Source organism: Anaerovirgula multivorans, from assembly GCF_900188145.1.
Lineage (GTDB): Bacteria > Bacillota > Clostridia > Peptostreptococcales > Natronincolaceae > Anaerovirgula > Anaerovirgula multivorans.
Genome location: NZ_FZOJ01000013.1, coordinates 1 through 12,531, shown reverse-complemented (window position 1 = coordinate 12,531; position 12,531 = coordinate 1). Strand labels below are relative to the sequence as shown.

Below are 12,531 nucleotides of genomic sequence, written 5' to 3'. Positions count from 1 at the left end.
TTACGACAGGAGGGAAAATTTTTGGACATTTTCAGGCTATTTACAGCTTTATTTACCATAACAACAATTTTGGTAAGTATATTAATTATACTAGACAATAGAAATCCCTCGAGAACAGTGGCTTGGCTTTTATCTTTAATCTTCCTACCGGTGATAGGTATGTTTTTATATCTATATATTGGACAAAACCATAGGAAGAAGAAAACCTTTATTAAGAAAAGAAAACAGGATTATAAAGTAGTGCATAATTTGTTATATCATCAAATTGATTTTACTGATTATGGAGAGTTTTTAAAGAAAAACTTTTTCGATACTCGAGGAAAGGTAGCACCCCTCCTTCTTAACAATTCTGAAGCGCCTATTACCGTTAACAATGAGGCGATTGTTTTGATCAATGGGTATGAAACTTTTAGAGAGATGCTGAAGTCTATCAATGAAGCCAAACATCACATCCATATGGAATACTTTATTATTAAAGATAGTGACATAGGTAGAAGATTTCAAAGGGCATTAATCAAGAAGGCAAAAGAAGGACTAGAAGTACGAATCATTTATGATGCAGTGGGGTGTTGGCGGCTAAAGGAAGATTTTTTTGATCCTCTTAAGGCGGCAGGTGTAAAGCTAAAGCCATTTTTGCCAGTAACTTTACCTTTTTTTGGGAATAGGTTAAACTATAGAAACCATAGAAAGATATTGGTGGTAGATGGAAAGGTAGGTTTTGTTGGAGGTATTAACATTGGGGACGAATATTTGGGAAAAAATAAGAAAATGGGGTTTTGGAGGGACACACATCTAAGGCTAAGGGGAGAAGCTGTATATTTACTACAGGTTATTTTCTTAAGAGACTGGTTCTTTGTTAGCAAAGAGGAGCTAGAGGAAGGAGCTTATTTTCCTAAGCAAGGTTCTTGTGGACAGCAAATGATACAAATCACCTCCAGTGGTCCCGACTCCTATTGGGAATCTATACATCAAGCTTATTTTTCCGCTATAACTACCGCAAATAAAAGTGTTTTTATTACAACTCCCTACTTAGTACCAGATGAGAGTGTATTGATGGCATTAAAAACCGCCGCCATAAGAGGAGTAGATGTGCGAATACTTCTTCCAGGTAGACCAGATCATCGAACAGTATTTTGGGCATCAAAATCACATTTTATGGAGCTGTTGGAGGCAGGTGTAAAGATCTATCAATATCAAAAAGGCTTCGTCCACAGCAAGGTGTTTATTGTAGATGAAAACTTTTCTTCTGTAGGAACCGCCAACTTAGACATTAGAAGTTTTCATTTGAACTTCGAAGTAAATGCCTTTATTTATGATGAAGGAGTTACAAAAAAATTGAAGAAAAGCTTTTATCAAGATCTTCAAGAAAGCAAACAGATCATATTGAAGGATTATAGCCAGAGACCTCTGCACCATAGGTTCATAGAGTCTGTCGCTAGATTGTTTTCTCCTATACTCTAAAAGAATATTGAAATGAGGTGTAGCTTATGAGTGTAATTTTAATTATAGAAGATGAAGAGCCTATTAGAGAGTTAATTAAGTTAAACTTATCTATGGTAGGGTATAAAACATTAGAAGCTTGTGATGGGGAAGAGGGTCTCCATTATATAAACAATGAAGAAATAGATCTGGTGCTTTTAGACATCATGCTTCCAAAGCAGGACGGCTATGAGTTATTGCCCCAAATTTTGAAAAGAAATATTCCGACAATTATTCTAACAGCTAAAGATAGATTGAAGGACAAAGTGAAAGGTTTAGATATGGGTGCGGATGACTATATGACAAAACCATTTGAAGCTGTAGAATTGTTGGCTCGAATTAAATCTGTTCTAAGAAGAGCAGGAAAAGAAAAAACAAAAATAGTAATAGATGATATCGAAATTTGTTTAGAGCAATGGAAAGTTCTAAAGGACGGTGAGGAAGTAGACCTGACTTATAAAGAATTTGACTTGTTACGCTTATTAGTTGAAAACAAAGGTAACGTTATGTCACGAAATAAATTACTAGAACTAGTCTGGGGTTATGAATTTGAGGGAAACACAAGAACTGTTGATATGCATATCCAGCGGCTTAGGAATAAACTGGGAATAGATAATATTAAAACCGTCTACAAGGTTGGCTATCGAATGGAGGATTAGAGGATGAAATTCAGTTGGAAAATTTTTCTCCTTTGTATGGGGATTTATGTGATTTCTCTGACTGCAACAGGGATGGTGGTTACAGAAAATACATATAAGAGTTTATTGAAGGAGGAAATAGAGCGGAGCTTGGAAGAAGAGAGTAACCTTCACTCTACATTAGCTTTGTACTTACTAAACAATCAACGGCTTGCTCAGGAAAAGATTGAATTAAAAAATTACAGTAAGAGCATGGTTGATATAGTCAAGACGGATAGAAATTATTTAGAGATATTTGACGAGAAGCTTAACCTTTTAGCCACAAATGCTCCAAGGGCTTGGTTTTTCTCTCGAGATGAACTAGATGTAGCCTTAAAGGGTCAAAAAAACTTTGTGCTGAGAAGAGATGAGGAGCAACTTTATTTATTCGTCTCAAATGTCTTAGAGATTGATGAGGAAAAAATTCTTCTATCTCTGATAAAAGACATCACCCATGTAGAGAAGCACCGGCAGCAGCAATACTTACTTTTCATGAGAACTGGACTTATAGGACTAGTTTTTGTGGCGCTAATTACCTGGGGATTAAGTAGATTTCTTCTAAAACCTTTCAGAGAGCTAAATTTAACTGCTCAAAACATTGCATCTGGCAACTATCATGTCAGAGCCAAGGTGAACAGAAAGGATGAAGTAGGACTTTTAGCGGAGCAGTTTAACATCATGGCTGATAAGATTGAGCAGAAGATGAAGGAATTGAAAGCAGAAGGACAGCGACAGCAGCACTTTATTGACAACCTAACTCATGAGCTTCGTACCCCTCTTACATCAATTATGGGTTATGCGGAGTATCTCCTAAAGGCAAAATATGATCCCGAAATATTTAAAAAGAGTCTAAATTATATTTACTCTGAGGGGAACCGCATGTTGAAGATTTCTAAAACCCTGATGCATATGATTTTAGTTCGGGAAAACCCATTAAACCTAAAAGAAGAGCAAGTTATGCCATTGTTAGCAGAGGTGCAGAACATCATGCGAGTAAAGGGAGAGAAGAAAGGAATAATATTAGAAATAGAAGGAGAAGACGCCCTGATTCCACTAGACAAGGATTTATTCAAAGTGATCATTACGAATCTAGTGGATAATGCTATAAAGGCTAGTCGTAGGGGGAAAAAGGTCACTATAGGAGTAGAGAAAATGCCAGAGAATACTTGTATTTTTGTGGCGGACGAAGGAAAGGGTATGGAAGAGTGGGAAACAAAAAAGGTAACAGAGCCCTTTTATCGTATCGATAAATCTCGTTCTAGAAAAGAAGGAGGTGTTGGTTTAGGGTTGGCTATTTGCCATCAAATTGTGGAGGAACATGGTGCTACACTTGAGATAGAAAGTAAGGTTGGAATAGGTACAAAAATAAAAATTAATTTTCCTCATAGATTTTACAAAAATTTTACAAGTCGGAGTCAAGTTGGATAAAATGACCTGTTACAATAAGACTTGTAAGTTAAGATCTTCCTTTGGAATCTTCAAAGGTTGATTTTCTTGGAACACATTACGGAAATATGAATTAACTGTGAATTTTCAACTTACATAATTTCCTATGTGTTATAAATAATATGAGGAAGGAGAATTTAAAAATGAAAAAAATACTTGCATTGTTATTAGTACTTGTAATGGGATTGACCTTAATGGTAGGTTGTACAAAGGAAGAGCCTTCAAATGTTGAACCAGTTGGAGATCAAATTGAGGATCAAGTAGACCAACCAGATGTAGACGTAGATGCAGATGTAGATGTAGATGCAGATGTAGATGCAGATGTAGATGCTGATGTAGATGCAGATGTAGATGCAGATGCGGATGAAGAAGATGCTGAGCTAACAGAAGACGTTGAAGACGAAACTGAAAAGAAGTAAATTTAATAGGATAAGTGAAATGGAGACCTTCTTAAACAAAGGTCTCTTTTCTTTATATACTAAAAAATGTATAATTAGGAATAGATAAGCGAAAGGAATGGTGAGATGAAGAGAATAGCTTTTTTCCTTTTTTTTATATTCATCCTAGTAGGTTGTACTCAACAAGAGATAAAGGAAAGTCAAGTTTATGTGGTACAAGATGATAATTATACTGAAGAACAGTTAAGTGATATTTTAAATGTTGAAGGAAGAATTCCTTTCCAAGAATATGTAAACCAAAGTTTTCTAGAAATACAGGATCTAGGTCTAGTATTATTGACTATCTCTCCAAATGGAAAAGAAATATATTTGATGGAGAGAATTGAAACAGATAATCTCCCACAAGTAATCATGGGAGAAACAGGAGAACAGGTCAGAATTATTAGGGAAGATAGAATTACCAAAGAACAGGAAATTATTGTGGAAAACATCCCTTTTGTTTCCAAAGTACTATGGAATACAGAGGAAAGCAAGGTAGCCTTTAACGGTGGGGGGAGATTGACAATTTATGATGTAGATAATAGAAGGACTATTATGGAAGAACAGTTGACACGAGATACGATCACTAGCTTTTTTTGGTCGCCTATCGATGAAAACAAGCTTTACTCAGAGGAAGCTGACTTAGCCAATGGGAGTATCTACTATCTAGCTTCTCAAAAAAAAGTAGAAGCCTATGAAACTAGAGAAGAAACCTATTATAAGGGAAAATTAGATAGTAACTACTACTATGGAACAAAGTGGGACTTGGTTAGTGGTGATATCAAAACAGTTATTTTAGATAAACAGGGAAAAACAATCAAAGTTTTAACCACAGGAAGGTTTAGAGACGCATATCAGAAATCCTTAGTAGCAGTTGGTGAAAGAGGTTTTGGCTTATATTACATAAGAGATATCAATAATGCTGAAAAGGTGATAACTTTAACGAAAGAGTATATCTATGATGTTAAATTTATTGCTGATGGAAAGGTTGCCTATACTACAATGGCAGAAGGTGTAGAAGATAATTTGTTCTATTTACATATCATTAGCAACGATGGAAGTGAATTGAAAAAAGTTAAGGTCCATGGTGGTAGTATTGCTGTTTTACCTGATGGGAATTCTGGGTATATTAGCGGATCAGAATGGCAGAAGGTGGACTTTATTCAAAATAAGCTGGAGCAGGATAGCCTCGTAGAAAATGAAGAAGATGAAGAAGCTGGAGAATTGCAGGCAATATATACAACAATCAGGGGCGCTATGACTACACTTTACGACTTTGAGCTGATGGGAGAACAAAACTGGAGTCAGATAAAAAAACATTTTAAAAACACTCACCTATCTCAGCAGTGGGCCTACTTTGATGTGGAAAAGATTTTTCAAGAAAGAGTCAACAGGTCATCCAAAGGGGGTTATGCCATGAAGATTGACCTAAAGACTTATGATATCAACGCTACTGGTGATGGGGCATCTGTAACGATAGGAATAAAGGCAAAAAACCCCTACGGCAGAGATGTCATCATGGATTACGCTTTGGAATTGATAAAAAGCGAAGACAAATGGTATGTAGCAGGTTTCAGCACTTTCCCCTACTCAACAGAGCGTCAGGAAATAGAGGACATTCTTCAGGAAATGGTAACTAAGATCCAAATGGGCCAGCTCTTTTCAGGAGAGCTTGAGGATAGCGAGATTGTCATTGGACAAATTCAATTTTGGTTAAATGGTATACCCCACCTGGCACCTAGTGTGGAAACTGCCAATGCAGTGAAAGTTTTTTTACAGGTAAAGCATCAAGGAAAAGAAGAGATATATAAGTTGGTGCTGGAAAAAATAAATCAAAGGGATTGGAAACCAGTTAAGCTGACAAAAGAGGGTTTGAGTACCCTTTAAGCCTAAAGAATCTTATGAAAAATATTCTAAAAAATACATAAAGGAGAAAGAATCTTTTTAGTGAATAAATAGTAATGGAAAATTTTTAACAAAAAATACAGATAAGGTGACTTAAATTAGATGAATAAGAACAGCTTGAAATTTAAAATCCCGTTTTTCATTATGATATTTGCAGTAGCATGTGTAGTGATCACTGGATACTTATTTCAATACATTGCTATTCAAAATATTGAAATAAATATATTCAATAAAAACCTCAGCATGGCACGAATGATAAGTAATCAAATAGATATTTATGTGGAGGATGCAAAAAATACCGTTGTTACTGCTGCAAATTTTTCTTCCCAAAGCCATGGAGATATGGAAAAGATCGAGGAAGAAATATTTAGGATATATGATAATTTTCCCTACTTTGATTTGATGTTTTTTATGAACAAAGAAGGACAAATGGTATTTTCCAAACCCTCTAACGACCATGTGAAGAATAGAATGTATATAGATAGAAGTTATTATTGGGATATCATGGAGGGGAAGGCGTCTACCGTAAGCCCCCTCCTTATAAGTAGTGTACTGAAGGAAGCACATTTTATTATTGCAGCTCCTGTATATAATGATAGGAAAGAAATTATAGGTTTAATAGGTGCTGGATTACCGTTGCATAACATACAGAGAGTGGTAGAAAAAAATCAAGAACATTTTAGCGGGACTATATGGGTAACGGATGAAAATGGCATTATGGCTGTGCACCCAGATATAGGGAAGTTGAAAAGCTTAACACATTTGGATGAAAAACAAATTATTCCCAATAGGGAGGAATTACAGTTCTCGAGGATTTTGGAAGAGAGAAAAGAAATTGTTGTAGATTATAGAATTCAAGAAGAAGAATATTATGGAGCCGTAAGTTTTGTGCCGAATCTTGATTGGATGGTGGTGGTAGAACAAAAAACTGATGCAGTTTTTTTAGAAATCACCCAGTTAAAAGTACAATTAAAAAATGTAATTATAATGGTAATTTTTACTGCCCTTATTTTCGGGGGAATATTGGCCCATAAAATCACAAAACCCATATCTATATTAGTAAAAAAAGTTAGGAAATTAGGGTATGGTTTAAGGGAGATACAACCTATCAATATTCAGGTGGATATGAAGGATGAGATAGGAGAATTAAACGAAGCTTTTCATGACATGACAATGCAGTTAAAGGAAAGCTTGAAGGAACTACATGAATCCTATGTAAGAGAAAGTCAACTACAACAATATTTGAATAATATATTAGAAAATGCAGGAAGTGGTATATTTGTTGTTGATAAAACAGGAGTCATTACCATTTTTAATAAAAAGGCAGAAGAAATATCGGGATTTGATGCTATCTTTTTTATCAATAAAAGACAAGAGGAATTTTTTGAAAGAACAAAATTAAATCTGGAAGACATCTTAAAAGATGTAATAGAAAAAGATAAGGCTTTTCAAGACATAGAAGTCACTATGAAGAATAGCTTAGGAGAAGAAGTTGTTGTAAGCTTAACAGTATCAAGAGCTTTAGATAAAGAAAAAAATATCATTGGAGTTATTTTTCTTTTTAGAGATATTTCAAAGATTAAAATGATAGAAGCAGAATTAAAAAGAGAAGATCGAATAAAGACACTAGGAGAATTATCAGCATCCATTATACATGATTTAGGGAATCCTTTAGCTGGTATAAGCAATTTGGTTGAAATTTTAAAACAGGATAACTATGATGAAGAAAGTAAACAAGAAGTATTGAATGTATTGGAAGAGGAAATAAAAGATCTAAATAGACTGGTTTTAGATTTTCTAAAATACACCCATAATACGCAACATGAGCAAGAGAAAACAAATGTTAATGAACTAATGGAAGGTGTTATCTATCTATTAAAATCTGAAATGATTAATAAGACAATCATTATCAAGAAAAACTATCATCAGGACCCTCTTTTTATAAAGGTAGATAGAAGGGGAATAAAACAAGCATTAATTAATATATTGAAAAATTCCATACAGGCGGTTGAAGTGGATGGAAAAATTGATATTACAATAAAAAAAGAAGAAGAAAGTGTTATCATTTGTATTGGGGATAATGGGATGGGTATGGAGGAGAAGGAGCTTGAAAAGATTTTTTACCCCTTTTATACCACAAAAAAGGAAGGTACGGGTCTAGGACTATGGATAGCATATAAGATGATAAAAGAGCAAGAAGGCTATATAAATGTAAAGAGCAAAAAACAGGCGGGGACAGAAATTTATATTACATTGCCTTGCATGGAATGATACTGTAGGAACATAGGCGATTTCTAATAGAAGAGGTGAGGCTGACGATGAAGATATTGGTAATAGATGATGAAAAGAGCATACGATTATCTTTGAAAATAGGTCTTGAAAAACTGGGCATAAAAGTTATAACTGCTGAGACAGGAGAAGAAGGCTTAAAAATGTTAAGCTTGGAAAATCCAGAAATGGTAATATTGGATATCAAACTGCCAGGGATAGATGGAATAGAGGTTTTAAAACATATGAAGCGTATAAAACCCTCTTGTATCATCATTATGATCACATACTTAAGTGAAGTGAAATTAGCAGTGAAGGCAATAAAAATGGGAGCATATGACTATTTTACAAAACCTTTTTCCATTTCAGATATACAAAACTCTATAGAAAAGACAAAAGAATATATAAAAATGAAAAATCAGTTGGAAAGTATCAATCCTTATGGGAAGATGGTGTTAATAGGCAATTCCCAAGGTATCAAGAAGATAACGGAAATTGTTATAGAAATAGGTAGAACAGAACATGATACCTGTATTCTTTTAGAAGGAGAGAGTGGAACAGGCAAAGAAGTCATTGCTAGATTGATACATGATAAAAAATCAGATGGGAAAAAAGTTTTTATGGCTATCAATTGTGCTGCTATTCCTAAAACCCTGCAAGAAAGTGAATTGTTTGGACATGAAAAAGGAGCCTTTTCAGAGGCCAAAAACATGAAACAGGGGCTTATAGAAAGAGCTAACGGAGGAATACTTTTTCTAGATGAAATTGCAGATATGGACATAGAATTACAAGCTAAAATGTTAAGGGTACTACAGGAAAAAAAATTTCGAAGGATAGGCGGACTAAAAGAAATAGAATTTAATGCTACGATTGTTGCCGCCACAAATAAGGATTTGCAAGAAGAAATAAAATATGGTAATTTTAGACAGGACTTATATTATAGACTCAACATTATTCCAATTCATATACCCTCATTGCGACAACGAAGGGAAGATATTCCTCTGCTAATAAATTATTTTATGAATGAATATAATGAAAAACTTAACAAAAGCGTATATTCTATTTCAGGTGAAGCAGTACAGATGCTACAAAAATATGATTGGCCTGGAAACGTAAGGGAACTGAAAAATATCGTTGAGAGAATTATGTTTTTTAAACAAGGAAACGAAATTCAGTTAGAAGACCTACCTAAAGAAATACTCTTTGCTGCGCCCTCTCAATATGAAGCAATGGAACATTCAAATCTAGAAATGGTTGAAGCAGAAACCATTTACAAATCTTTGATAACAAACAAATGGAACATAAGTAAAACAGCTAATGAATTAGGGATAGCTAGATTAACCCTTAGAAGAAAAATAAAAAAATATAGTCTTAAATAGATAACTAATAACATCTTTTAAGTGGTAACGTTTTTACCGGTGGCGGTAAAAACGTTACCACTTTTTTGTTGAGCTACAGGACTATGAATTTCTTTTTGAAATCATGTAGTGATATTTTTCCCTCTTTTTCTACGGCGAAACGATTGCCAATTCTTGAAGAAAAATTTTTTCAGTTATTTTTTTGAAAATGTTTTCAAAATGGCATATTATTTGCAAAATATATTTTTAACAAGCAATAACCTTTAAAATTCAAAGAAAAGAGGGAGGAATTTATATGAAAAAAGCATTAGCAGGTATAAAAGTTCTTGATTTAAGCAGGGTTCTAGCAGGACCCTTTGCCACCATGATTCTAGCGGATTTAGGAGCAGATGTCATAAAAATAGAAATGCCCCACGGAGGTGACGACTCCCGACAGTTTGGTCCCTATGTCAACAAAGAAAGTGCATATTTCATGAGTATTAATAGAAATAAAAAGAGTATGACTTTGAATCTAAAAAAATCAGAAGGCAAAAAACTATTTATAGATATGGTAAAAAAAGCAGATGTAGTGGTGGAAAATTATAGACCTGGTACCATGGAAAAACTTGGATTAGGCTATGAAACATTAAAAGAAATAAATCCTAAAATCATCTATGCATCAGCATCTGGATTTGGACACACAGGTCCCTATAGCAAACGGCCTGCCTATGACGGAGTAGTTCAAGCGATGGGGGGGATCATGAGCATAACAGGTCAAAAGGGAGGAAAACCCACTAGAGTAGGACCTTCTATCGGTGACGTCACTGCTGGATTATATACTGCTATAGGTGTATTAGCAGCTTTAAACTATAGAAATGAAAGTGGTAATGGACAAAAAGTTGATGTTGCCATGTTGGATTGTCAAGTATCTATACTTGAAAATGCTTTAGCAAGATACTTTGTAACAGGCATATCCCCTAAACCTGAAGGCAACCGTCATTCTTCTATTATTCCTTTCGAGCCTTTTGAAACCTCTGATGGAGAAATTATGATTGCAGCTGGAAATGATATGCTATGGAAAAAACTTTGTATCGTTATGGGAAAAGAAGATTTGGCAGAGGATGAAAGGTTTAATACCAATCCCCTTAGAGCTGAAAATTATGATATTTTACGTCCTCTTATTGCTCAAGAAATTACAAAAAAGTCAACCGATGCATGGCAAACAATTCTAGATGAAGCGGGCGTACCAAATGGACCAATAAATGATATTGAGAGGGTTGTTAAGGATCCACAGGTATTACATCGAGAAATGTTAGTGGAGGTGGATCATCCAGTAGCGGGGAAAATGATGATTCCAGGAATACCAATAAAAATGAGTGAAACACAGGGAACAATAGAAAATCCTGCACCTCTATTAGGACAGCATACGGAAGAAATTTTAAAAGAGTTTGCTGGACTAGGGGAGGAAGAAATAGAGCTATTAAAAAGAGGAGAGGCAATCTAAAATGAGGTTTTATAAAAACTAGCTGAAAGAAAATTAGAAGATTATATAAGGCCACAAAAGGAGGGAAAAACGTGGAAATATATGGATTCGGATTAGTTGCGCTATGCATGTTTATCGGTTCCTTTATAGGAAGATTTATTGGAGATATTATAGGAGTGCAAGGAGATGTGGGAGGCGTAGGCTTTGCAATGCTATTATTGGTATTAGTCACAAATTATTTTGAAAAAAAGGGAAAGCATTTCGATGAAAAAACATCAAAAGGCATTGTATTTTTAAGTGCTCTTTACATTCCAGTGGTTGTGGCAATGGCATCTATACAAAATGTAGTGGCTGCCTTTGCAGGAGGATTAGTAGCCTTCGCTGCTGGAGGGCTTGCCACCATAGGAGGCTTGCTATTAGTGCCAATAATTTCTAAGTTGACGGTGAAGGAAGACATGAAAATGGAAGACAAAAAATAATGAGATCTTGTTTAATAAAAGAAAGGGGGATTAGGTACAATGGCAATTGATATTTTAAAGAGTTTATTCCTTTCATATGGGTTGGTAGGTGCCTTTGGGTTGATTGCTTTAATCATGTTGATTTCCTATGGGCTGACAGGAGCCATAAAACAAAAAAGAATGGGCTCTGCTGTTGCGATTATCGTAGGGCTTGTCTTGGCATATATTGCAGGAAAAATTACTGGAGGCTCTAAAGGTTTAGCAGACATAGAAATATTTGCGGGGGTAGGATTGTTGGGAGGAAGTATGCTAAGAGATTTTACCATCATCTCCACCGCTTATGGTGTGAAAATTGAAAACTTAAAAAAGGCAGGTTTACCAGGGATAGTTTCTTTGATTGCAGGGATTTTTTCTTCTTTCCTGATAGGGGCTGTGGTAGCAGTTCTGCTGGGTTATAGGGATGCCGCAGAAATTACTACTATTGCTGGAGGAGCAGTAACCTTTATTGTTGGTCCTGTTACGGGGACAGCTCTGGGGGTAAGTTCAGAAGTAATAGCCCTTTCCATCGCTGCAGGGGTGGTAAAATCAGTTTTAACTATGATAGTCACTCCCTTTATTGCACCAATCATAAAATTGGATAATCCAACAGCAGCAATGGTCTATGGAGGCCTTATTGGAACAACAAGCGGTGTTGCAGGAGGATTAGCAGCTACTGATACTAAACTTGTACCCTATGGCGCTATGACCGCCACTTTTGTTACAGGCTTGGGGAGTCTCCTCGTACCTTCAATAGGTTTTCTTATCATAAGAGGAATATTTAATTAAGCTTTTATTGTAGGAAGGATCCTTAGAATTTTTATAAAAAACGGAAAAATAGATAAGTGCTGTGGCCAGTAAAAAGGTCAATCACATTGGGAGGGTGAATTATGACTGTGAACAAACTAGGAGATCTTCGCCAACGGAAGGAAAAAATCCAGCTAGGCGGGGGAACAAAAAGAATTGCTGATCAACATGAAAAAGGCAAGCTGACAGCAAGAGAGA

10 protein-coding genes are annotated in these 12,531 nt (G+C 35.3%); all 10 read left to right on the top strand.

All coding sequences use genetic code 11. From position 1 onward, the window contains the following. The first annotated feature begins 21 nt into the window (after window positions 1–21). The 10 genes from cls to madM all read left to right on the top strand — a co-directional run bounded on the left by cls (window position 22) and on the right by madM (window position 12,315). Window positions 22–1,461 (top strand): cardiolipin synthase, encoded by a 1,440-nt coding sequence (gene cls, locus CHB72_RS13740; RefSeq protein WP_089283460.1) that lies wholly within the window; start codon window positions 22–24, stop codon window positions 1,459–1,461. Between the two features lie 26 nt (window positions 1,462–1,487). Further along, window positions 1,488–2,138, top strand: coding sequence for a response regulator transcription factor (locus tag CHB72_RS13735; protein ID WP_089283459.1), 651 nt, complete (start codon window positions 1,488–1,490; stop codon window positions 2,136–2,138). Between the two features lie 3 nt (window positions 2,139–2,141). Beyond that, window positions 2,142–3,584 carry a sensor histidine kinase gene (locus tag CHB72_RS13730; RefSeq protein ID WP_089283458.1) on the top strand — a complete coding sequence of 481 codons (1,443 nt, stop codon included), beginning with the start codon at window positions 2,142–2,144 and terminating at the stop codon, window positions 3,582–3,584. A gap of 161 nt (window positions 3,585–3,745) precedes the next feature. Continuing rightward, the gene (locus CHB72_RS13725) at window positions 3,746–4,021 is read left to right on the top strand and encodes a hypothetical protein (RefSeq protein WP_089283457.1); all 276 of its coding nucleotides are present in this window, start codon (window positions 3,746–3,748) and stop codon (window positions 4,019–4,021) included. A 105-nt stretch (window positions 4,022–4,126) separates the two neighbouring features. After that, entirely contained in the window at window positions 4,127–5,926 is a 1,800-nt protein-coding gene (locus CHB72_RS13720) for a TolB-like translocation protein (protein ID WP_089283456.1), read from the top strand. Between the two features lie 120 nt (window positions 5,927–6,046). After that, window positions 6,047–8,215 carry a PAS domain-containing sensor histidine kinase gene (locus tag CHB72_RS13715; protein WP_089283455.1) on the top strand — a complete coding sequence of 723 codons (2,169 nt, stop codon included), beginning with the start codon at window positions 6,047–6,049 and terminating at the stop codon, window positions 8,213–8,215. Between the two features lie 47 nt (window positions 8,216–8,262). Next, window positions 8,263–9,591 carry a sigma-54-dependent transcriptional regulator gene (locus tag CHB72_RS13710; RefSeq protein WP_089283454.1) on the top strand — a complete coding sequence of 443 codons (1,329 nt, stop codon included), beginning with the start codon at window positions 8,263–8,265 and terminating at the stop codon, window positions 9,589–9,591. Between the two features lie 274 nt (window positions 9,592–9,865). Further along, window positions 9,866–11,053: a CaiB/BaiF CoA transferase family protein gene (locus CHB72_RS13705; protein WP_089283453.1), complete on the top strand. Its 1,188-nt coding sequence runs from the start codon at window positions 9,866–9,868 to the stop codon at window positions 11,051–11,053. A gap of 71 nt (window positions 11,054–11,124) precedes the next feature. Further along, window positions 11,125–11,511 carry a malonate transporter subunit MadL gene (madL, locus tag CHB72_RS13700; protein WP_089283452.1) on the top strand — a complete coding sequence of 129 codons (387 nt, stop codon included), beginning with the start codon at window positions 11,125–11,127 and terminating at the stop codon, window positions 11,509–11,511. 39 nt (window positions 11,512–11,550) lie between these two features. Further along, window positions 11,551–12,315 (top strand): malonate transporter subunit MadM, encoded by a 765-nt coding sequence (gene madM, locus CHB72_RS13695; RefSeq protein ID WP_089283451.1) that lies wholly within the window; start codon window positions 11,551–11,553, stop codon window positions 12,313–12,315. The last annotated feature ends 216 nt before the right edge of the window (window positions 12,316–12,531 follow it).

Bases quoted from the DNA above. Each gene is read 5' to 3' on its own strand.
- madM (WP_089283451.1), top strand. From the start codon at position 11,551: ATGGCAATTGATATTTTAAAGAGTTTATTCCTTTCATATGGGTTGGTA.
- CHB72_RS13705 (WP_089283453.1), top strand. From the start codon at position 9,866: ATGAAAAAAGCATTAGCAGGTATAAAAGTTCTTGATTTAAGCAGGGTT.
- CHB72_RS13735 (WP_089283459.1), top strand. From the start codon at position 1,488: ATGAGTGTAATTTTAATTATAGAAGATGAAGAGCCTATTAGAGAGTTA.
- CHB72_RS13720 (WP_089283456.1), top strand. From the start codon at position 4,127: ATGAAGAGAATAGCTTTTTTCCTTTTTTTTATATTCATCCTAGTAGGT.
- CHB72_RS13730 (WP_089283458.1), top strand. From the start codon at position 2,142: ATGAAATTCAGTTGGAAAATTTTTCTCCTTTGTATGGGGATTTATGTG.
- CHB72_RS13710 (WP_089283454.1), top strand. From the start codon at position 8,263: ATGAAGATATTGGTAATAGATGATGAAAAGAGCATACGATTATCTTTG.
- CHB72_RS13725 (WP_089283457.1), top strand. From the start codon at position 3,746: ATGAAAAAAATACTTGCATTGTTATTAGTACTTGTAATGGGATTGACC.
- CHB72_RS13715 (WP_089283455.1), top strand. From the start codon at position 6,047: ATGAATAAGAACAGCTTGAAATTTAAAATCCCGTTTTTCATTATGATA.